The sequence below is a fragment of the Nocardia sp. NPDC058658 genome (assembly GCF_042716665.1).
GTDB lineage: Bacteria > Actinomycetota > Actinomycetes > Mycobacteriales > Mycobacteriaceae > Nocardia.
Genome location: NZ_JBHXRR010000034.1, coordinates 21,618 through 40,300 on the forward strand (window position 1 = coordinate 21,618; position 18,683 = coordinate 40,300).

23 protein-coding genes are annotated in these 18,683 nt (G+C 68.1%); 9 read left to right on the forward strand and 14 right to left on the reverse strand.

What is annotated here, in order from left to right; translation table 11 throughout:
- Nucleotides 1-46: 46 nt before the first annotated feature.
- The 3 genes from ACFWUP_RS29665 to ACFWUP_RS29675 all read right to left on the reverse strand — a co-directional run bounded on the left by ACFWUP_RS29665 (nt 47) and on the right by ACFWUP_RS29675 (nt 3,495).
- Nucleotides 47-688 (reverse strand): PadR family transcriptional regulator, encoded by a 642-nt coding sequence (locus ACFWUP_RS29665; protein WP_379239277.1) that lies wholly within the window; start codon nt 686-688, stop codon nt 47-49.
- An 82-nt stretch (nt 689-770) separates the two neighbouring features.
- On the reverse strand, nt 771-2,762 hold the full coding sequence (locus ACFWUP_RS29670) for an MDR family MFS transporter (RefSeq protein ID WP_379239278.1): 1,992 nt from the start codon (nt 2,760-2,762) through the stop codon (nt 771-773).
- 106 nt (nt 2,763-2,868) lie between these two features.
- A complete protein-coding gene (locus tag ACFWUP_RS29675; RefSeq protein WP_379239279.1) occupies nt 2,869-3,495 on the reverse strand; it encodes a TetR/AcrR family transcriptional regulator in 627 nt (208 codons plus the stop codon).
- Nucleotides 3,496-3,602: 107 nt separating this feature from the next.
- Here ACFWUP_RS29675 and ACFWUP_RS29680 point away from each other — a divergent pair, with 107 nt between their 5' ends.
- From ACFWUP_RS29680 to ACFWUP_RS29690, 3 genes are all read left to right on the forward strand, one after another.
- Nucleotides 3,603-3,872 (forward strand): hypothetical protein, encoded by a 270-nt coding sequence (locus ACFWUP_RS29680; RefSeq protein WP_379239280.1) that lies wholly within the window; start codon nt 3,603-3,605, stop codon nt 3,870-3,872.
- Between the two features lie 73 nt (nt 3,873-3,945).
- Complete coding sequence (locus ACFWUP_RS29685; RefSeq protein ID WP_379239281.1) at nt 3,946-4,863, forward strand: RNA polymerase sigma factor RpoD/SigA; 918 nt, start codon at nt 3,946-3,948, stop codon at nt 4,861-4,863.
- A gap of 37 nt (nt 4,864-4,900) precedes the next feature.
- Nucleotides 4,901-5,776 (forward strand): oxidoreductase, encoded by an 876-nt coding sequence (locus ACFWUP_RS29690; RefSeq protein WP_379239282.1) that lies wholly within the window; start codon nt 4,901-4,903, stop codon nt 5,774-5,776.
- Between the two features lies 1 nt (nt 5,777).
- Here the strand turns inward: ACFWUP_RS29690 and ACFWUP_RS29695 are convergent, their stop codons facing one another.
- Nucleotides 5,778-6,707, reverse strand: a complete 930-nt coding sequence (locus ACFWUP_RS29695) for an NADP-dependent oxidoreductase (protein ID WP_379239283.1) — start codon at nt 6,705-6,707, stop codon at nt 5,778-5,780.
- 103 nt (nt 6,708-6,810) lie between these two features.
- On the opposite strand from ACFWUP_RS29695, the gene ACFWUP_RS29700 reads away from it, so the two are divergent.
- The 3 genes from ACFWUP_RS29700 (at nt 6,811) to ACFWUP_RS29710 (ending at nt 8,865) form a co-directional block, all read left to right on the forward strand.
- Nucleotides 6,811-7,794 carry a GlxA family transcriptional regulator gene (locus ACFWUP_RS29700; protein WP_379239284.1) on the forward strand — a complete coding sequence of 328 codons (984 nt, stop codon included), beginning with the start codon at nt 6,811-6,813 and terminating at the stop codon, nt 7,792-7,794.
- Between the two features lie 274 nt (nt 7,795-8,068).
- The gene (locus tag ACFWUP_RS29705; protein ID WP_379239285.1) at nt 8,069-8,497 is read left to right on the forward strand and encodes a transcriptional regulator; all 429 of its coding nucleotides are present in this window, start codon (nt 8,069-8,071) and stop codon (nt 8,495-8,497) included.
- Nucleotides 8,498-8,577: 80 nt separating this feature from the next.
- On the forward strand, nt 8,578-8,865 hold the full coding sequence (locus tag ACFWUP_RS29710; protein ID WP_379239299.1) for a DUF3817 domain-containing protein: 288 nt from the start codon (nt 8,578-8,580) through the stop codon (nt 8,863-8,865).
- 161 nt (nt 8,866-9,026) lie between these two features.
- Here the strand turns inward: ACFWUP_RS29710 and rdgB are convergent, their stop codons facing one another.
- The 10 genes from rdgB to clpS form a co-directional block, all read right to left on the reverse strand.
- The gene (gene rdgB, locus ACFWUP_RS29715) at nt 9,027-9,632 is read right to left on the reverse strand and encodes an RdgB/HAM1 family non-canonical purine NTP pyrophosphatase (RefSeq protein WP_379239286.1); all 606 of its coding nucleotides are present in this window, start codon (nt 9,630-9,632) and stop codon (nt 9,027-9,029) included.
- Between the two features lie 2 nt (nt 9,633-9,634).
- Nucleotides 9,635-10,399 (reverse strand): ribonuclease PH, encoded by a 765-nt coding sequence (gene rph, locus ACFWUP_RS29720; protein ID WP_379239287.1) that lies wholly within the window; start codon nt 10,397-10,399, stop codon nt 9,635-9,637.
- Between the two features lie 36 nt (nt 10,400-10,435).
- Nucleotides 10,436-11,200, reverse strand: coding sequence for a cyclic nucleotide-degrading phosphodiesterase (locus ACFWUP_RS29725; RefSeq protein WP_379239288.1), 765 nt, complete (start codon nt 11,198-11,200; stop codon nt 10,436-10,438).
- 69 nt (nt 11,201-11,269) lie between these two features.
- Nucleotides 11,270-11,983 (reverse strand): rhomboid family intramembrane serine protease, encoded by a 714-nt coding sequence (locus tag ACFWUP_RS29730; protein WP_379239289.1) that lies wholly within the window; start codon nt 11,981-11,983, stop codon nt 11,270-11,272.
- A 66-nt stretch (nt 11,984-12,049) separates the two neighbouring features.
- Nucleotides 12,050-13,012, reverse strand: coding sequence for a PLP-dependent cysteine synthase family protein (locus ACFWUP_RS29735; RefSeq protein ID WP_379239290.1), 963 nt, complete (start codon nt 13,010-13,012; stop codon nt 12,050-12,052).
- A gap of 5 nt (nt 13,013-13,017) precedes the next feature.
- Nucleotides 13,018-13,293 carry a MoaD/ThiS family protein gene (locus tag ACFWUP_RS29740; protein ID WP_379239291.1) on the reverse strand — a complete coding sequence of 92 codons (276 nt, stop codon included), beginning with the start codon at nt 13,291-13,293 and terminating at the stop codon, nt 13,018-13,020.
- A gap of 38 nt (nt 13,294-13,331) precedes the next feature.
- On the reverse strand, nt 13,332-13,745 hold the full coding sequence (locus ACFWUP_RS29745) for a Mov34/MPN/PAD-1 family protein (protein ID WP_379239300.1): 414 nt from the start codon (nt 13,743-13,745) through the stop codon (nt 13,332-13,334).
- Between the two features lie 177 nt (nt 13,746-13,922).
- Nucleotides 13,923-14,984 (reverse strand): P1 family peptidase, encoded by a 1,062-nt coding sequence (locus ACFWUP_RS29750; protein WP_379239292.1) that lies wholly within the window; start codon nt 14,982-14,984, stop codon nt 13,923-13,925.
- Between the two features lie 14 nt (nt 14,985-14,998).
- On the reverse strand, nt 14,999-15,568 hold the full coding sequence (locus ACFWUP_RS29755; protein WP_379239293.1) for a DUF2017 domain-containing protein: 570 nt from the start codon (nt 15,566-15,568) through the stop codon (nt 14,999-15,001).
- 13 nt (nt 15,569-15,581) lie between these two features.
- Nucleotides 15,582-15,929 carry an ATP-dependent Clp protease adapter ClpS gene (clpS, locus tag ACFWUP_RS29760; RefSeq protein WP_379239294.1) on the reverse strand — a complete coding sequence of 116 codons (348 nt, stop codon included), beginning with the start codon at nt 15,927-15,929 and terminating at the stop codon, nt 15,582-15,584.
- Between the two features lie 61 nt (nt 15,930-15,990).
- On the opposite strand from clpS, the gene ACFWUP_RS29765 reads away from it, so the two are divergent.
- From ACFWUP_RS29765 to ACFWUP_RS29775, 3 genes are read left to right on the forward strand one after another with little or no spacing between them, the layout of a single operon-like run.
- Entirely contained in the window at nt 15,991-17,304 is a 1,314-nt protein-coding gene (locus ACFWUP_RS29765; RefSeq protein WP_379239295.1) for a nicotinate phosphoribosyltransferase, read from the forward strand.
- A gap of 59 nt (nt 17,305-17,363) precedes the next feature.
- Nucleotides 17,364-17,918 (forward strand): isochorismatase family protein, encoded by a 555-nt coding sequence (locus tag ACFWUP_RS29770; RefSeq protein WP_379239296.1) that lies wholly within the window; start codon nt 17,364-17,366, stop codon nt 17,916-17,918.
- 11 nt (nt 17,919-17,929) lie between these two features.
- Complete coding sequence (locus tag ACFWUP_RS29775; RefSeq protein ID WP_379239297.1) at nt 17,930-18,466, forward strand: hypothetical protein; 537 nt, start codon at nt 17,930-17,932, stop codon at nt 18,464-18,466.
- Nucleotides 18,467-18,683: the final 217 nt, after the last annotated feature.

Here is an 18,683-nt window from a genome sequence, read left to right on the forward strand (position 1 = left end):
GTGGGGTGTTGCCGCACGCCACCGGGTCCGGGGTCTGCTGCCTGAGCTAGTCGTCGCTCCTCTCGCCGAGTTCGGGAATCTGGTCGGCGGGCATGCCGTCGACATGCCACTGCCGCCAGGACTCGAGGCCTTCGAAGGTGCCCGCGGCGAGTTCGTCACGCAGGGACCTGGCCCAGTTCGCTTCGGCTTCCAGCATCGCCAGGCCGTATTCGGATTCGACGACGAACAGCCGCGCCAGCGTGCCCTTCAACTGGTCGAGCTCGGCCCTGGTTGTCGCGATGGTCCGCGTCAGCGTCTCGATGCGGGTGCCGAGCAGCTCGATCACCTCGTCGGGCGCCAGCACGGCCAGAATCGACAGGCCCGCGGTGAACCGGTGGTGTTCGGGCTCGGGTGCGGCGAGTAGTTCGCGGGTCCAGTCCGCCATCTCGGCGCGGCCCGCGTCGGTGATCCGGTAGATCACCCGCTCGGGGCGCGCGCCGTCGCGTTCGCTGCCGACGACCTCGAGGAATCCGGCCTTCTCCATGTTCTGGACGACGGTGTAGAGCGAGCCCCACTTGATGTCCATGTCGCGGTCTTTACCGTGCGCACGCAGCGTGGCGGCGATCTCGTAGCGGTGCATCGGGCGCTGCACGATCACCGAGAGCACGGCGAGCGCCAACAGGTTGTTCACCTTGCGCTTCGTAGCCATCGACGCCTCCCTACTCGTCTACGAATATACGTCTACGAGTATTTCGGCGGCAAGGTCTGTCCAGTGCGGTGGACAGCGGAATTCAGGTTCTCGATACCTCACTGCTATCAGCGCCCTGGTCGAGAAGCTTGGCGGCGATCTTCGACAGGGCCTCGTCGAGTAGGGCGCGGTCGGTCGGGTCCTCGGAATTCCAGTCGTCGAGGCGGTCGCCGAGCCAGCGGCGCCACCCCGCGCGCAGCTTGTCGACCTCGGCGGTGCCGTCGCCGGTGAGGGTGAGGTCGCCGCCGTCGCCGGTCAGCAGGCCCGCGTCGACGGCCTGACGGAAGACCGGTGAGAGCACCTCCACCGGCAGCCGGTGCCGGTAGGCGATGGCGTGCACGGAGGCGGGGACGCCCTCCTTGGAGTAGAGGTAGACCTGTCCCAGCGCCCACGCCGTGTCCGGGTTCAGCGTGCTGTCCGAGGCCGCGATCAGCTCGGGGATCAGCGGCTTGTCCGCCCTTGCCTTGCGGACGGTCGTGGCGACCGCCCGTTCCAGCTGCACCACCCGGTCGTGCGAATCGGGCACCGAGAAGCCCTCGCCGACGTCACCCGCGCCGTGGCGGGCGCTGTCGCGCAGCCGCACCTGCGGCAGGAACCAGGCGACCACGAAACCGACCAGCGCCACCGGCACGACGCCACGGAACACGAAGTCGATCGAATGCGCGTAGGCGTCGATGATCGGCGCGGACTGTTCGATGGGGAGTTCGCGCAGCAGTTTCGGATTCGCCACCACCTCGGGCGAGACACCCGGCGCCTGCTGCAACGCCGCCGCCAGCGCGGACTTGCTCTCGTTGTTGTACAGCGTGCCGAAGACCGCGGTGCCGAACGCGCTACCGAGGGTGCGGAAGAAGGTGACCCCCGACGTCGCGGTGCCGAGGTCGGCGTAGGGCACGGTGTTCTGCACGACGATGGTGAGCACCTGCATCGACAGGCCGAGGCCGGCACCCAGAATCAGCATGTACAACGATTCCAGCCACACGCTGGTGCTGCGGCCCATCGTCGACATCAGCGCGAGGCCGACCACCATCACCGCCATCCCGACGATCGGGAAGTACCGGTACTGCCCGGTCTTGCCGACGACCTGACCGGAGAAGACCGAGGTGATGAACAGGCCGACGACCAGTGGTAGCGTCCGCACGCCCGAACTCGTCGCCGACTCGCCGTCGACGTATTGCAGGTAGGCGGGCAGGTAGGTCATCGAGCCGAGCATCGCGAAGCCGACGATGAAACTGAGCACCGACGACACCGTGAACACCCGGCTGCTGAACAACCGCATCGGCAACATCGGTGCCGTCGCCCGGTTCTCCACCAGCACGAACCCGGTGATCAGCACCACGGCGAGCACGAACAAACCGATGATCTGCCAAGAGCGCCACGGGTATTCGTTGCCACCGAACTCCAGGCCCAGGATCAGCGACGAGACACCCAGCGCGACCAGGCCGATGCCGAGGTAGTCGATCACCGGCCGGGTGACCGCGCGTAGATGCGGCAGCGTGCGCGCCGCCATCACCACCATGATGATCGCGATCGGGACGTTCACGTAGAAGCACCAGCGCCAGCTGGCATGGTCGGTGAACAGGCCGCCGAGGGTGGGTCCGACGACGGTGGTCACGCCGAACACCGCACCCAGCGCGCCCTGGTACTTACCGCGTTCGCGCAGCGGAATGGTGTCGGCGATCAGCGCCATCGAGGTCACCATCAGCCCGCCCGCGCCGATGCCCTGGATGCCGCGCGCCACGATCAGCACGAGCATGCTGTTGGCGACACCGGCCAGCGCCGAACCGGTGATGAAGATGAGGCCGCTGATCTGGAACAGCAGTTTGCGGCCGAACAGGTCGCCGAGTTTGCCCGCGAGCACGGTCGCGACGGCCTCAGCGAGCAGATACGCGGTCACCACCCAGGCCATGTGTCCTGCACTGCCGAGATCGGCGACGATCGAGGGCAGGGCGGCCGAGACGATGGTCTGGTCGAGGGCGGCCATGAGCATGCCGAGGACCACGGTCGCGAAGACGAGGTTGATCTTCGCCTTGCTCATCGGCTCGACTGGCTTGTCTGCAGCAACACCGTCCGGCATTGGCCCAGTATGGGCTTTCAGGTCTGGCGTGGGGTCTCAGTGACACGGCAGCAACCCGACCGAGATCTCAGCGCACGGCGTAGTTTCCCAGGCTCGGTTCGAGCGCGTCGAAGGCGATCTCGGCTTCGCGGGTGAGCGCGGCGGCGATCTGGGCGTTGGATTCACCGGCGAGGGTGCGGCGGGTGACTTCGTCGAACAGGACCCGCTGGATGCCCGCGAGTTGAGCCGCGGCGACCCGGGGGGTGATGTCGTCGGCGCCGGTCTCCGTAGCCAGCGTTTTCGCCAACGCCACCTCGCGGTCGTCGTGGAACTCGCGCACGCGCGCCGTGAGCGCGGGGCTGTCGGCGATCATTCGGGCGAACGGCTCTCCGCTGAAGCCGATGAGCTGGCTGTGTGCCGCTACCGCTGTCAGGTAGTCGTGGCGCAGCGCGGCCAGCGCGGATTGCCCCGGCGCGCGCTCGCGCACGATCGCGGCGAGCTGGTCGATGTAGATCTCCCCCAGGTCGAGGGCGAGGTCTTCCTTGCGCGGGAAGTAGTTGGTGACGGTCATCTTGGCGACGTCGGCGGCCGCGGCAACCTCGGCGATGGTCACCCGGTCGAACCCGCGGGCCAGGAACAGCTCGGTCGCCCGGTCGGAGATGTGTTCCCTGGTCTGCTGCTTCTTTCTGGCTCGAAGCCCCTGTTGCTCGGTCATGTCATCAGCATATCTGAACTCGTCCCAAATTTGTTCTTGACATATTTTTAGGCTGGTTCTAAGTTTGTGTTCGTCGCTGCAAGCGACACAATCGAAGGAGACAGCGCATGCCGCACGCAACCGTTATCGCCGCCAAGCCCCTCAGCACCCGTTCCACCCACGAAGGAGCAGCCGATATGCGAAGCGCACTCGACAACGCGGTCCGCGAGATCATGACCACGCCCCAGCCCCTCCCGCTGCCCACTCGCCGCCGAGCGGAGCGCCGCACCGAAGCGCCGTTCCCCGCCCAGCGCCGACGCGGCACCGGCTCGGCCATTCGCGGTGCGCAGACCCGGTCGACGGCCGTGCGCCGCCCGATCCGGATTCCCGGCAAGTAGTCACCCCGCACCGGTGGGGCGCGCACTCGCCCCACCGGTCTCCACATCGGCCGCACTTCTCACGGGAGCTCTCTTGACCACCACCGTCTCCACCGACTCCATTCGCGACTACCTGACCGCCATCGGCCGCACTCCCCTGCTGACCGCCGAGCAGGAATACGCGCTCGGTGCGCGTATCGCCGCCGGTGCCGCCGCGCGCGCCGAAATCGACTCGGCCGGAGCTGAACTCACCGCTGCCCGACGAGAACTGTTGCGCCGCACCGAACTCGACGGTCTGTGCGCGAAGGATCAGATGGTGCGGGCGAATCTGCGCCTCGTCGTCTCGATCGCGCGCCGGTTCCCGACCAACACCGGGATGTCACTGCTCGATCTGATCCAGGAGGGCACGCTCGGGCTGATGCGCGCGGTGGACAAGTTCGACCACGAGCGCGGACTCAAGCTCTCCACGTATGCGACGTACTGGATCCGGCAGTCCATCGGGCGCGCGCTCACCGATCAGGGGCGCACGATCCGACTGCCCTCGAATGTGGCCGATGTTCTGCACCGGGTGATCCGCGTGCGGCGCGAGCTGGCGCATCAGCTGGGGCGCGCGGCGACCACGGAGGAACTGGCCGCGGGCGCCGCACTCACCGTCGCACAGGTCGAGGCGGTGCTGCGGCACGAAGCCGAACCGGTATCGCTGCAGGCGCCGATCGGCGAGGACACCGATCTGGGCTCACTGCTCCCCGACACCGCGCCCGCGCCAGCGGACGTGGTTGCCGACCAGATGCTCGGCGGCTATGTCGAGGAGGCGCTGAAGGTGCTCACCGAACGCGAATCCGCTGTCATCCGACTGCGTTTCGGCCTCGATCGCGGTGAGGGCCGCACGCTGGAGGAGGTCGGTTCGGCGCTGGGCTTCTCCCGCGAGCGGGCGCGGCAGATCGAGGCGAAGGCCATGACCAAACTGCGCAAACCCGCCTGTGCCCGTACGCTGACCGGATTGCTGGGCTGACCTTCCGCCGGAACTTACTCCAGAGTAAGATCGGTGTATGGCATGGAAACCAACTGACATCGCGGACCAGTCCGGGCGCACGTTCGTGATCACCGGGGCCAACGGCGGCCTCGGTGCCGAAACCACCAAGGTGCTGGCCGCCAAGGGTGCGACGGTGATCATGGCCTGCCGCAACGCGAGCAAAGCGCAGCCGATCGCCGACGCCATCGACGGCGACGTTCGGGTAGCCGCGCTCGACCTGGCCGACCTGGCTTCCGTGCGCGAATTCGCCGCGCAGCAGGGCGAATTCGATGTGCTGATCAACAACGCGGGCCTGATGAACGTCCCGTTCTCGCGCACCGCCGACGGGTTCGAAACCCAGTTCGGCGTCAACCACCTCGGCCACTTCGCGCTCACGGGACTGCTGCTCGACCGCGTCCGCGACCGGGTGGTGTCGATCGCCAGCATCGCCCACAAGCAGACACCGAAGCTGTGGATCGATGACCTCAACTACGAGAACCGCCGCTACCAGCGCAATCTCGCCTACGCCCAGGCCAAGCTCGCCAACCTGATGTTCGGCCGTGAACTGCAGCGCAGGCTCACCGAGGCCGGTTCGGCGAAGAAGTCCTACGCCGTGCACCCCGGCGTCTCGGCGACGGACCTGTTCGCCCGCACCGAAACTCCGCTCGACCGGGTCAGCAAGCCGTTCATCAAACTCATCGGCCACGCGCCGCACAAGGCCGCCCACTCCACCCTGTTCGCGGCGACCGAAACCGCCGCCGATCCCACTGTGTACTGGGGCCCCAACCGGCTCATGCAGTCGCAGGGACCGGTCGAGGCCTGCCCGTCCAGCAAGATCTCGCGTGATCCCGAGCTGCTGCGGCGCCTGTGGGAGGAATCCGAGCGGATGACCGGGATCAGCTACAAGTTCTGAGTCATGCCACGGTGAGCACGATCTTGCCGCGGGTGCGCTGATTGTCGCTGATCTCGTGGGCCTTGCTCACGAGTTCCAGCGGCAGAACGGTTTCGACGTGGGGTCGCAGCGCACCCGCTTCGACCAGCTCTGTGATGGCGCGCAGGCCGCCGTTGTCGGGCTCGACGATCATGAAGCCCGCGCGCACGCCGAGTGGGCCCGCCTCCTCGACCAAGGCCGCTTCGGCCGGGGGGGCCAGTGAGACGATGATGCCGCCGGGGCGCAGGGTTCGCAGGGAACGCGGGCCGTATTCGCCGCCGATGGTGTCGACGACCACATCGATATCGCGGGCCGCTTCTTCGAAATCTGTTGTGGTGTAGTCGATTACCTCGTCGGCGCCGAGTTCGCGGACGAAGTCGTGGTTGTCGGCGCGTGCCGTGGCGAGCACGTACGCGCCGCGCGCCTTGGCGATCTGCACCGCGACATGGCCGACTCCGCCCGCCGCCGCGTGGATCAACACCCGCTGGCCCGGCTGCACGTCGGCGGTGTCGACGAGCGCCTGCCAGGCGGTGAGCGCGACGAGTGCCAGCGCACCAGCCTCGATGTGGGTGAGATTCGCCGGCTTGTGCGCGAGATGACGGGCCGGTGCGGTGACGTACTCGGCGTAGGTGCCCGCGGCATACGGCAGGCGCGGCATGCCGAACACCTCGTCGCCGGGGGCGAACAGTGTCACGCCGACGCCGACCGCCTCGACCACACCGGACACATCCCAGCCAAGCCGGACCATATTGCCGAACAGCCCACCACTGCCGCGATGCCAGGAATCGGTCGGGTTCACCCCGGCCGCGTGGACCCGGACCAGCACTTCCGACGGCCCCGGTGTCGGCTTGTCGACCTCGATCACCTGCAGTACCTCGGGTCCGCCGAAGGTGTCCTGACCGATTGCCCGCATGATTCGTTCTCCTTGTGTCGCACGCCGTTTCGAGGGGGAACCGGCGGTGTGCAGATCACGATGCCCGGTTCGTTCAGCGGCGACGAGTGGCAAGAAGGACAATATGTGCAAGAATCTTGCCATGCATCGCGTGGTGGTTCTGGCACTGGACGGGGTCTATCCGTTCGAACTGGGGATTCCGGCCCGGATCTTCGGCACGGCGACCGATTCCGACGGTGCCGCGCTCTACGACGTGCGCACCTGCAGCCTCGACGGTGCACCGGTGACGACGAACGCCGACTTCACCATCGCCGTCGAATACGACAGCAGCGCGCTAGAGGAAGCCGACACCGTAGTGATCCCGCCGTTCTCCGCGTGTGACGCGCCTGAATCGGAGTGGATGCCCGCCGACCTGGCCCGCGCGCTGGCCCGCGTGCGGCCCGAGACCCGGATCGTGTCGATCTGCACCGCCGCCTTCGTCCTCGCCGCCCTCGGCCTCCTCGACGACCGCCCCGCCACCACGCACTGGAAGCAGGCCGATCGGTTCCGCAGCCTGTTCCCGCAGGTCAGGATGGATGCCGATGTGCTGTTCGTCGATGAAGGCCGCATCATCACCGCCGCGGGCAGTGCCGCCGGGATCGACGCGTGCCTGCACCTGCTCCGGCGCGATCACGGCAGCGTGGTCGCCAACCGGGTCGCCCGCCTGTGCATCGTGCCGCCGTGGCGCGACGGCGGCCAGGCCCAGTTCATCGACCGCCCGATCCCCGAGCCCACCACCGCGACCACCGCCGCCACCCGCGCCTGGGCCCTCACCCACCTCGACCGCCCGCTCCCGCTGACCGAACTCGCCGCCCACGCCCGCATGAGCGTGCGCACCTTCTGCCGCCGCTTCCGCTCCGAAACCGGCCTCCCACCCGGCCAGTGGCTCACCCAGCAACGCGTCGACCACGCCCGCCACCTCCTCGAAGCCACCGACCTCCCGATCGACCGCGTCGCCGCCGACGCAGGCCTCGGCACCGCCGCCTCCCTCCGCCAACACCTCGCCACCACCATCGGCGTCTCCCCCACCGCCTACCGCCAAACCTTCCACACGAGGGTGTCGCGCTAACCAGCCAGGCCTGGCACTCCGGTCCGCCATGACCGGCACTCCACGATCGTCCGCGCCTCTGAGCGTGCCATTGCCCCATCAACCCAACCCCGCACGACCCGACCTCGAGGAGGGTCCGCCGACGCAGTCGGCGGTTCGCGGCCGTCCCGCTGTTCAGGCGCCGTTGCGCACGCGACGAAGGAGCAAGCAACGGTGCCTGAACAGCGGGACACAAGGGGCCGCGAACTCGAGCGCGCCAGCGCTCCAACAAACACAGCCCGGTACGGTGGACGGTGTGTCCGTTCCGCCTCCTCGCCCGACGCACAATCGCGCGGCCCTGATCGCGCTGGTCTGCGTCGTCGCAGCGGGCTGTCTGGCGTTGGCCTGGTGGCAGTGGGAGCGGTTCGAATCCTCGACCGGTTCCGGGCAGAATCTCGGGTACGCGCTGCAGTGGCCGCTGTTCGCCGGGTTCGCGGTGTTCGCCTACGTGCGGTTCGTGCGGCTGGAACGCGAGGCCGACGAGCCCGCGCCGCCGCGTGCGGCCAAGGCCGAGGCGCCGCGCGAGATCCCCGAGGGCATCCTGCCCGAGCGACCGAGGGCCGCCACGTCCGACGACCCGGAGACGGCCGCCTACAACCAGTACCTGGCGCAACTGCACGCCAGCGACATCGACGCGCAGGTCCGCACCGCCGGCTTGCACTCCCCCGAGAGGAATGCCGGGTGACCGACAACACCACCACTTCGCCTGCCGCCGAGACCACCGTTCCGGCGGGCAGCGCGCCCACTGCGAAGGTCGCCTCGGCCCTGCAGCGCTACCGCGTGCTCGCCTGGGTCACCGGCCTGTGGCTGCTGCTGCTCACCTTCGAGATGGTCGCCAAGTACGGCTTCGGCGTCGACACCCCCAGCTGGATCGCGGTCGTGCACGGCTGGGTGTACTTCGCCTACCTACTGGTCACCGCCGACCTCGCAGTGAAGGTCCGCTGGCCCATCGGCCGCACCGTCGGCACCCTCATCGCAGGCACCATCCCCCTACTGTCCTTCTTCGTAGAACACCGCAACGCCAAAGACGTAAAGCACCAGTACAACCTATGACCCCACGAAAAGCGCCGCCGCCCCGGTCATTCCGGAGCGGCGGCGCTCTCGTTTGCGAAGCAGCCAACACCTGGACGAATGATCACCATGTACTCATGCGAGCATCGCCCGAGAGCGGGCCTGCACCAGTACATGGTGATCTTGATTCAGTGCCGGGGAGGTCAGGTGAGGGCGGCGAGGGCTGGGATGAGTTGGGCTAGGGCGCGGCCTCGGTGGGAGACCGCGTCTTTTTCGGCGGGGGTGAGTTCGGCGGCGCTGCCGGTGCCGCCTTCGGGGAGGAAGAGGGGGTCGTAGCCGAAGCCGCCGTCGCCGTGGGGTTTGCGGGCGACGGTGCCCGGCCATTCGCCGCGCACCACGGTGGTCGTGCCGTCGGGCAGGACCAGGGCGCAGGTGGAGACGAAGCGGGCGCCGCGACGGTCGTCGGGGACATCGCCGAGTTGGGCGAGCAGCAGGGTGTTGTTCGCGGCGTCGTCGCCGTGGCCGCCTGCCCAGCGGGCCGACAGCACGCCGGGCATCCCGTTCAACGCATCCACTTCGATACCGGAATCGTCTGCCACACAGGGCAATCCGGTCGCGACGGCACCGTCACGGGCCTTCGCGATGGCGTTCTCCTCGAAGGTGGCGCCGGTTTCGGGCGCCTCCTCGTACGGCGGCACATCGTCGAGGCTCACCAATTCGATTCCGGCGACACCGGCTTCGTCGAGGATCCGCTGAAGTTCCTTGAGCTTCTTGGCATTTCGGCTGGCCACCAGCACACGCACGGCCACGACTACTTCTTCGCGGACGGCTCGGGCAGCACACCCGGGTACGGCAGTGCGAGGGCTTCCTTCTGGATGGCGAACAACTGGTCGGCGCCGAGGAAGGCCGAGTCCAGCATCTTGTCCAGGGTCGAACGCGGGAACGTCGCGCCTTCGCCGGTGCCCTGGATCTCCACCAGCGTGCCGGTATCGGTGGCGACCACATTCATGTCGACCTCGGCGCGCGAGTCCTCCTCGTAGGGCAGGTCGAGGCGAACACGCCCATCGACCACACCCACGCTGACCGCGGCGATCATGCACGAAATCGGCTGCGGGTCGGCCAGTTTGCCCGCGGCAGCCAGGTAGGTCACCGCGTCGCACAGTGCCACGTACGCGCCGGTGATCGCAGCGGTACGAGTACCGCCGTCAGCCTGCAGCACGTCGCAGTCGAGGGCGATCGTGTTCTCGCCGAGCGCAGCCAGATCGATGCAGGCCCGCAGCGACCGCCCGATCAGCCTGCTGATCTCCTGCGTCCGCCCACCGACCTTGCCCTTCACCGACTCACGCCCGCTCCGGGTGTGCGTCGCCGCGGGCAGCATCGCGTACTCCGCGGTGAGCCACCCCAACCCCGAATCCCGGCGCCACGGCGGCACCCCCTCGGTGACGCTCGCGGTACACATCACCCGCGTCTGCCCGAATTCCACCAGCACCGACCCCGCCGGATGCGCGGTGAAACCCCGAGTGATCTTCACGTCGCGGAGTTCGTCATCCGCCCTACCATCAGCTCGTCTAGACACAGCCGACAGTGTAGGTGGCGCGCTCGGGTTCGGGGACTACAGGTCGAAGGTCTCGCCCGGCGACACCGCGTGTACCGGTCCCGAGAACGCGGCCTTGGCCTCCGCGATCACATCTTCGCGCGAAGTCCACGGCGGGATGTGGGTCAGCAGCAGTTCCGTGGCCCCGGCCCGGGTCGCGATCTCCCCCGCCTCGGTGCCCGAAAGATGAATCCCCGGAGGACGATTCGCCGGATCATGCGTCCACGAAGCCTCGGCCATCAGCACATCCGCACCCTGCGACAACTCGACCACCGCATCGCACATCGCCGTATCCCCGGTGTAGACGAACACCCGACCGTCCGCAGCCGTGATCCGCAGCCCGTAGGACTCCGGCGGGTGGAACATCCGCCGAGCCTCCACCGTGTGACCGGGCCCGAACGGGATCGGCGTGTTCTCGACCCAGACCTGCGAGTCGATCACATCGGACCAGTCGTCGGTCTCCCCCCCGATCTCCGCCGAGGCGTTCCCGATCCGCAGCGCAGCGTCCGAAGGCCCACGGACCAGGGCCTTACCGGTCGGCGGGTTCGGGTGGTAGCGACGCCACACGAGCAGTGCGGGCAGATCGAGGCAGTGATCCGCGTGCAGGTGGGTGAGGAAGATGTCCACATCGGCCGGGTTCATGTGCTTCTGCAAGGCACCGAAGATTCCGGGACCGAAGTCGATGACAGTCGGCCGCATATCAGGGCCCGTCAGCAGGTAGCCCGACGCTGGGGAATCCGGGCCGGACACGCTGCCCGAGCACCCGAGGACGGTAAGGCGCATGCCCCCATGCTGCCACGACGTGCTGGTACTCACTGCAGGATCCCCCCAATTTCCAGACTGGATCCCCGGTTACCGCGTTGGTACTGCGCGGCCGACCGATGCTCCACGGCGGCGTCGACGTTCATCTGACGAGAGTACCCAGCCCGCGAGCACTCCACCCACCGCCCCGAAAAGATGGCCCTGCCAAGAAATTCGAGGGTCGCTCGGCAGCACGCCCCACAGCATCGAGCCGTAGAAAACCAGGATCACCAACCCGACCACGATCTGGCCCACATTGCGCGCGAACCACCCGCGACAGATCAGGTACGTGAGCCAGCCGAACACGATCGACGACGCTCCGACGTGCACACTCCCCGTCGACCCGGTGAGCCAGGTGCCGATGCCCGCGATCACCCAGATGATCGCCGTCGCCGCGATCCCACGCCCGATCCCGGAGAGCAGGACGAGAAACCCGAGCACCAGCAGTGGCAGCGTGTTGGCGAACAGATGTTCCCACCCGCCGTGCAACAGCGGCGCCCACAGGATGCCGTCGAGCCCGGAGACCTCGCGCGGCTCGATCCCGGCCGCGTCGAGTTGGCCCGCCGAACCGGCCGGCAAATCGTAGGAGAGCACCATGTCGATGCCCTCGATCACATACAGCGCCCCCACGAAGCCCAGAATCACCACCGCGGCCCGAACCCACGAACCGCCTCGCGACGCACCGGTGCCCGGACTCGCATGACCGCGTAACCCCGCGATCCGATCAGGATCGAACGAGGCACCCACCCCACCGCTCACCGACATCGCCTCCACTTCGGCACGGGACCGCAGCCCATTGACCCGAGCGTACCGAAGTGGGGCGACATCGGGTCAGGCCCAGAGTTGTCCGTCCAATTTCTCTTCGGCTTCGTCCAGCGTGCCGTCGTATGCCCCGGTGGACAGATACTTCCAGCCACCGTCGGCGACCACGAACGCGATGTCGGCCCGTTTCCCGGCCTTCTGCGCCTTCTTGGCGATGCCGAGCGCGGCGTGCAGGATCGCCCCGGTGGAGATCCCGGCGAAGATGCCCTCCTCGCCGACCAGTTCGCGCGTGCGTTTCACCGCGTCGTACGGGCCCACCGAGAACCGGGTGGTGAGCACTTTCTCGTCATAGAGCTCGGGGATGAAGCCCTCGTCGATATTGCGCAGGCCGTAAACCAGTTCGCCGTAACGGGGTTCAGCGGCGACGATTTCGATATCGGGCACGTTCTCGCGCAGGTACCGGCCGGTGCCCATCAGCGTTCCGGTCGTGCCGAGCCCGGCGACGAAATGCGTGATCTCCGGCAGGTCGGCCAGCAGTTCCGGCCCGGTGTTCTCGTAATGTGCCAGGGCGTTGGCCGGGTTGCCGTACTGGTACAGCATCACCCAATCCGGATTCTCCGCCGCGATCCGCTTGGCCATCGCCACGGCCTGATTGGATCCACCGGCCGCGGGTGAGTCGATGATCTCGGCACCGAACATCGTCAGCAGTTGGCGGCGCTCCACCGAGGTGTTCTCCGGCATCACGCAGACGATCCGGTAGCCCTTGAGCTTGGCCGCCATGGCCAGGGAGATTCCGGTATTGCCGCTGGTCGGCTCCAGAATCGTGCACCCGGGGGTGAGCAGCCCGTCGGCCTCGGCCTGTTCGATCATCCGCAGCGCGGGGCGGTCCTTGATCGACCCGGTGGGATTGCGATCCTCGAGCTTGGCCCACAGCCGCACATGATCGTCGCCGTCCCATTGCGGTGACAGTTTCTGCAAGCCGACGAGCGGGGTGTTGCCGAGCGTCGCGATCAGCGAGTCATAGCGAGCCACGAGAGTCAGGCCCCGCCGGCAACCGCGGGAAGAATCGTCACCGATGCGCCGACGGGCACCTCGGCTTCGAGCCCACCGGAGAAACGCACGTCCTCGTCGTCGACGTAGATGTTGACGTAGCGGTTGAGCTTGCCGTCGGACAGCAGCTTCTCGGCCAGCCCTGGGTGGTTCGCGTCGAGGTCGGCGATGAGCGCCGACAGCGTCGAGCCCTCGCCCTGCACGCGCTTCTCACCTCCGGTGATACCACGCATGATGGTCGGAATGGACACGGTTACCGGCATGGGGACTCCTGAGGGTGGTGACTTTTTCGGACGGGGGTTCAGTAGGAATCGACGATGCGCACCGGTTCTTCGGTGACCTCGCCGTCGACGATGCGGTAGCTGCGCAGTTCGTGTTCCTGCGGGTCGCGCGTGGAGACCAGCACGTAGTGCGCGTCGGGTTCGGCGGCGTAGGAGATGTCGGTGCGGCTCGGGTAGGCCTCGGTGGCGGTGTGCGAGTGGTAGATGACGACCGGCACTTCGTCGGCGTCGTCCATCGCGCGCCACACGCGCAGCTGCTCCCCGGAGTCGAACCGGTAGAAGGTGGGCGAGCGTTCGGCGTTGACCATCTCGACGAAGCGTTCGGGCCGGTCACTGCCCTCGGGCCCGGCGATGATGCCGCAGGCCTCGTCCGGGTGGTCGGCGCGGGCGTGTGCCACCATCGCGTCAACGAGATCGGCCCTGATCACCAGCACTTCATCGACCCTTTCCACATCCTGCGAGCGTGCTGTCGAGCACCTTCCTCGACAACGACTCACCCTATTCGGGTATTCCGCCGGGGTGAAAGCCGGGCCTTATCGGTCGCCACGCTGAGCGGACACTTTTCGGGGCGATCGGTGCGAATTTCGACCGAAACGGCGAAGAGTGGGCGCTCAGCGTGGTGGAACCAAGTCCCGGTAGGCAGGAATCCCCGCGATCGACGTCGCCGCGAGCACCGCATCGACGACAGCGCGTTCCACGACCACCGCGGCGGCCGTGCACAGCTGGTCGAGCAGGTGCAGGTCGGTGGGGAACGCGGCGGGTAGTGCGGCGGGAGGCACCTCGATCGCGCCGGTGGACAGGGCGAAGAGGGTGTCGCCGTCGAGCGGGGAGTGCACCGGACGGATCGCGCGGGCCAGGCCGTCGTGGGCGGTGGCGGCCAAGCGTCGACAGCCCGCTGGGTCGAGGGCGGCGTCGGTGGCGACCACGCCGATCGTGGTGTTGAGGACGGTGCTCTTCGTCGGCAGAGCGGCGAGCGCGGCGATCTCGGTCGGCGTCACGGCCCGCAACCCGAAGAAGCTGGGTCCGTCGGTGCCCGCACCCCACGGCAGACCGGTCCGTGGATCGACAACGGACCCAACAGGATTCGCGACTACTACCGCGCCGACCGTGACGCCCGCACCCGGCCCGTCACCGAGAACCACACTCGCGGAACCGATTCCGCCCTTCAGTGCGCCCGCCTGCGCGCCGACACCCGCACCGGCGGTGCCGCGCGCGAATTCCGTCGAGGCCGCGGCGGCCGCGCGATAACCGAAGTCCGCGTCGGGGCGGATGTGCCAGTCGCCCACCGGCAGGTCGAAGATCACCGCGCCGGGCACGATCGGGACCACGCGGGTCGGGTCGGTCGGGTCCATCGGAATGCCTTCGCGATGCTCCTCGGCCCAGCGCATCACCCCGTCCGCCGCCGCCAGACCGTAGGCGCTGCCGCCGGTGAGCAGCACGGCGTTGAGCTGGCGGACGGAATTGGCCGGGTCGAGCAGGTCGGTTTCCCTGGTGCCGGGGCCGCCGCCGCGCACGTCGACCGAGGCGGTCGCGCCGGCGGGGACTCGTACGACGGTGCAGCCGGTCGCGGCTCCGGTGCCGAGCGTGGCGTCGGGGTCGAGGGCTTGGTGGTGGCCGACCAACACACCGGCTACGTCGGTGATCGAATTACGTTCGCCGGGGACACTGCGCATCGTCTCGTCCTTCGTCAGGGTGCCAGGGCCTGCAGCATCGAATCCTGCATCCAGGTCAGCCAGTGGTAGACGTCCAGGTGGGGAGCGCGGGGATCCTCCGGATCGAAATGGTCGGGCGTGTCGTCGTCGATGTCGAGCAGGGTGCCCAGCGCGAGCCGCACATCGGTGAGCGCGGCCAGCCACGCGTCGGCCTGCTCGGGGGTGAGCACGATCTTGCCGCCCGTTTCGGGGCAGGTGTCGAGCACCGCCCGCCCTGCGGCCAGTTTCGCGTCGATGATCTCGGGCTCGTGCAGGCTGCGCAGCGCACTGTTGAGGTCGGCGCGCTTGGCGTCGGGGGAACCGGGTTCGGTGCGGTGGAAATCGGGCAGCAGGCGCAGCAGTTGCGGGTCGTCGGGCGGGGTGGAGTTGCCGGTGCGCAGGCCGGTGAGCGCGGCCAGTTCGTCTTCGGGGGCTTCGGCGGCGCGCTCGCTGAGCAGGCCGGAGACCGCGCCGATCAGCGAGCGCAGGACGGTGGCCTCGTGCTCGTCCATTTCGGATCGAAGCTTGAGGCCACTCAGTGAGTTCTTCCTGCTCCACTTACGCACAGGCCAAGGCTACTCAGTCGCGCTGCATGGTTGCCCAGAGCCCGGCGGCGTGCAGTCGACGCACGTCGGCCTCCATCTTGTCGCGCGAACCCGACGACACCACCGCCTTGCCCTCGTTGTGCACCTGCATCATCAGCTCGGTCGCCTTGGCTTTGCTGTAGCCGAAAAGCTTCTGGAAGATGTAGGTGACGTAGTGCATCAGGTTCACCGGATCGTCCCAGACGACGGTGACCCAGGGCCTGTCCTCGGCCTCCAGGATCTCGGTGTATTCCGTGGTCTCCGGCGTCGCCTGCGGTGCCGACAGTGCGGCGTTCACAGCGTCGGTGACGGCGCCGGCCCGAACGGTATTGCACACGGCCATGAAAACCAGGGTACGACGCGGCCCACGAGATTCAACACCCGCGGTGACTAGAGTTTCTGGTGTGCAGATCCGTGACGAGTTCGCCAGCACCGCGCTGCTGACCGACCAGTACGAGTTGACCATGCTCGCCGCGGCGCTGGCCGACGGTTCAGCCCACCGGCGATGCACCTTCGAGGTGTTCGCCCGGCGATTGCCACACGGGCGCCGCTACGGGGTGGTCGCTGGCACCGGGCGTCTGCTCGACGCGCTGGCCCACTTCCGCTTCGGCCCCGACGAGCTGGCCGTGGTCGCGAAGTTCCTCGACCCCGCCACCGTCGACTGGTTGCGCGAGTACCGCTTCACCGGCGATATCGACGGCTATGCCGAAGGCGAGCTGTACTTCCCCGGTTCGCCGATCCTGACCGTGCGCGGCAGTTTCGCCGAATGCGTGCTGCTCGAGACCCTGGCCCTGTCGATCTTCAATCACGACAGCGCGATCGCGTCGGCGGCCGCGCGGATGGTGAGCGCGGCGGCGGGTCGGCGAATGATCGAGATGGGCTCGCGGCGCACCCACGAACTGGCCGCACCGTCGAGCTCGCGCGCGGCCTACCTGGCCGGCTTCGACGCCACTTCCAACCTCGAGGCCGTGCGCAGCTTCGGCGTGCCCGGCGCGGGGACCAGCGCGCACGCGTTCACCCTGCTGCACAGCGGCGCCGACGGCGAACACGAGGCAGCGGCCTTCCGCAGCCAGGTCGACGCGCTCGGCATCGGCACCACCCTGCTGGTCGACACCTTCGACATCACTCGCGGCGTCGCCACGGCCATCGAGGTGGCCGGGACGGAACTGGGCGGGGTGCGGATCGACTCCGGCGATCTCGGCGTGCTGGCGGGGCAGGTCCGCCGGCAGCTCGATGAGCTGGGCGCCACCGGCACCCGCATCGTGGTCTCCGGTGATCTGGACGAATACGCGATCGCGGCGCTGCGTGCCGAGCCGGTCGACGTGTACGGCGTCGGCACGTCGGTGGTCGTCGGGTCGGGTGCGCCGACGGCGGGGATGGTCTACAAGCTGGTCGAGGTCGAGGGCGTTCCGGTCGCGAAGCGGTCGAGTCACAAGCAGTCGCGCGGCGGGGTCAAGAAGGCGGTGCGCTTGGCCCGTGCCACGGGGACGATCGTCGAGGAGATCGTTTATCCCGAAGGCGGAGAAGCACCCGCTACCAACGGTTTTCAGGTGCGGGAGTTGCAGGTGCCGCTGGTTCGCAGGGGCAAGGTGGTCGATGGTGTGCCGACGTTGGCGCAGAGTCGCGAACTGGTCGCGCGCGGGTTGGTCAGCCTGCCGTGGGAGGGGCTCAAGCTCTCCGCGGGCGAACCCGCCGTGCCGACAACGTTCCTCGGCTGAGGTGGCCGCTGGGCGTCGCGCGGCGGAGAATGGTGCGGTCGAACGAGCTGGAGGATGACATGGGACGCGGTCTGATCATCGTGGATGTACAGAACGACTTCTGCGAAGGTGGCGCCCTCGCGGTGGCGGGCGGCGCGGCGGTAGCTGCCGCGATCACCGACTTCGTCGCCGCCGAGCAGTACGACGCGGTAGTGGCCACCCGCGACTGGCACATCGACCCCGGCCCGCACTTCTCCACCGAACCCGACTACGTCGACTCCTGGCCGCCGCACTGCCGAGTAGGCACCCCCGGCGCCGATTTCCACCCGGCCCTCGATATTTCGGCCGTCCAGGAAACCTTCTCCAAGGGCGAATACACCGCCGCCTATTCAGGTTTCGAGGGCGCGGCCGCGAACGGCACCACCCTCACCGACTGGCTCCGAGCCCACAATATCGACGCCGTGGACGTGGTCGGCATCGCCACCGACCACTGTGTCCGAGCCACCGCACTGGATGCCGTGGAAGCCGGCTTCGACACCACCGTCCTACTCGACCTCACCGCGGGCGTCTCCCCGGAAACCACCGAAACCGCGCTGACCACCCTCCGCGATGCGGGCGTACGTCTGCGCCCCTGAATACTTGCCCCATGGACTATCGATTCCCGGCGCACACCCGACCCGCCCTGACCAAGGCACTCGCCGAGACCGACAGCATCCACGACGCCGCCGACACCGTCTTCTGGTCCAACCCCGCCACCGACGACCTCCACCGCCTCGGCATCGGCGCCTTCGGCCAACTCCCGCCCGCCTTCGCCCACCTGCTGGCCCTGTCGAGCCTGCACACCACCGTCCTCGACACCGGCTTCTCGGGTTACCTGAAAACCCGCCGCAGCGAACTCCCCTGGGCCACAAGAGCTCTCCGCGCCGCAGGCATGCCCCAACTGGCCGCAGCAGCCATCATCGCCGCCCGCGACGCCTCCCTGAGCTCCCCCGACGACGACCTCGACCGCTTCTTCGAAGACGAACACCGCACCCTAGCCACCCCCGACCAAATCCGCCGCCCCACCGGCGACCGCGCCGAAGACCCCAACGAAATCTACGACATCAACGAACCAGAAGACTTCGAACAACGAGTTCTCGACTACATCCGAGACCACCTCGACGATTTCGTCCGCAAGTCCTGACCAACACCCACTCCCAGCCCCACGCTGGCCCCCTGATCCCGCCATGACCGCACTCCCAGCCACACGGTGCACCCCCGATCCCGCCATGACCGCACTCCCAGCCACACGGTGCACCCCCGATCCCGCCATGACCGCACTCCCAGCCCCGCACGACCCGACCTCGAGGAGGGTCCGCCGCGCAGCGGCGTAGCGGCCCGGCCGCGAGTTAGCCGCCGTT

What these genes read in the sequence shown, in the direction of transcription:
- ACFWUP_RS29675 (WP_379239279.1), bottom strand. Translation starts at nt 3,495, where the DNA reads ATGACCGAGCAACAGGGGCTTCGAGCCAGAAAGAAGCAGCAGACCAGG.
- ACFWUP_RS29670 (WP_379239278.1), bottom strand. Translation starts at nt 2,762, where the DNA reads ATGAGCAAGGCGAAGATCAACCTCGTCTTCGCGACCGTGGTCCTCGGC.
- ACFWUP_RS29770 (WP_379239296.1), top strand. Translation starts at nt 17,364, where the DNA reads ATGGGACGCGGTCTGATCATCGTGGATGTACAGAACGACTTCTGCGAA.
- ACFWUP_RS29750 (WP_379239292.1), bottom strand. Translation starts at nt 14,984, where the DNA reads ATGCGCAGTGTCCCCGGCGAACGTAATTCGATCACCGACGTAGCCGGT.
- ACFWUP_RS29730 (WP_379239289.1), bottom strand. Translation starts at nt 11,983, where the DNA reads ATGTCGGTGAGCGGTGGGGTGGGTGCCTCGTTCGATCCTGATCGGATC.
- ACFWUP_RS29690 (WP_379239282.1), top strand. Translation starts at nt 4,901, where the DNA reads ATGGCATGGAAACCAACTGACATCGCGGACCAGTCCGGGCGCACGTTC.
- ACFWUP_RS29740 (WP_379239291.1), bottom strand. Translation starts at nt 13,293, where the DNA reads ATGCCGGTAACCGTGTCCATTCCGACCATCATGCGTGGTATCACCGGA.
- ACFWUP_RS29680 (WP_379239280.1), top strand. Translation starts at nt 3,603, where the DNA reads ATGCCGCACGCAACCGTTATCGCCGCCAAGCCCCTCAGCACCCGTTCC.
- clpS (WP_379239294.1), bottom strand. Translation starts at nt 15,929, where the DNA reads ATGGCCGTGTGCAATACCGTTCGGGCCGGCGCCGTCACCGACGCTGTG.
- ACFWUP_RS29665 (WP_379239277.1), bottom strand. Translation starts at nt 688, where the DNA reads ATGGCTACGAAGCGCAAGGTGAACAACCTGTTGGCGCTCGCCGTGCTC.
- ACFWUP_RS29695 (WP_379239283.1), bottom strand. Translation starts at nt 6,707, where the DNA reads ATGCGGGCAATCGGTCAGGACACCTTCGGCGGACCCGAGGTACTGCAG.
- ACFWUP_RS29700 (WP_379239284.1), top strand. Translation starts at nt 6,811, where the DNA reads ATGTGCAAGAATCTTGCCATGCATCGCGTGGTGGTTCTGGCACTGGAC.
- ACFWUP_RS29775 (WP_379239297.1), top strand. Translation starts at nt 17,930, where the DNA reads ATGGACTATCGATTCCCGGCGCACACCCGACCCGCCCTGACCAAGGCA.
- ACFWUP_RS29725 (WP_379239288.1), bottom strand. Translation starts at nt 11,200, where the DNA reads ATGCGCCTTACCGTCCTCGGGTGCTCGGGCAGCGTGTCCGGCCCGGAT.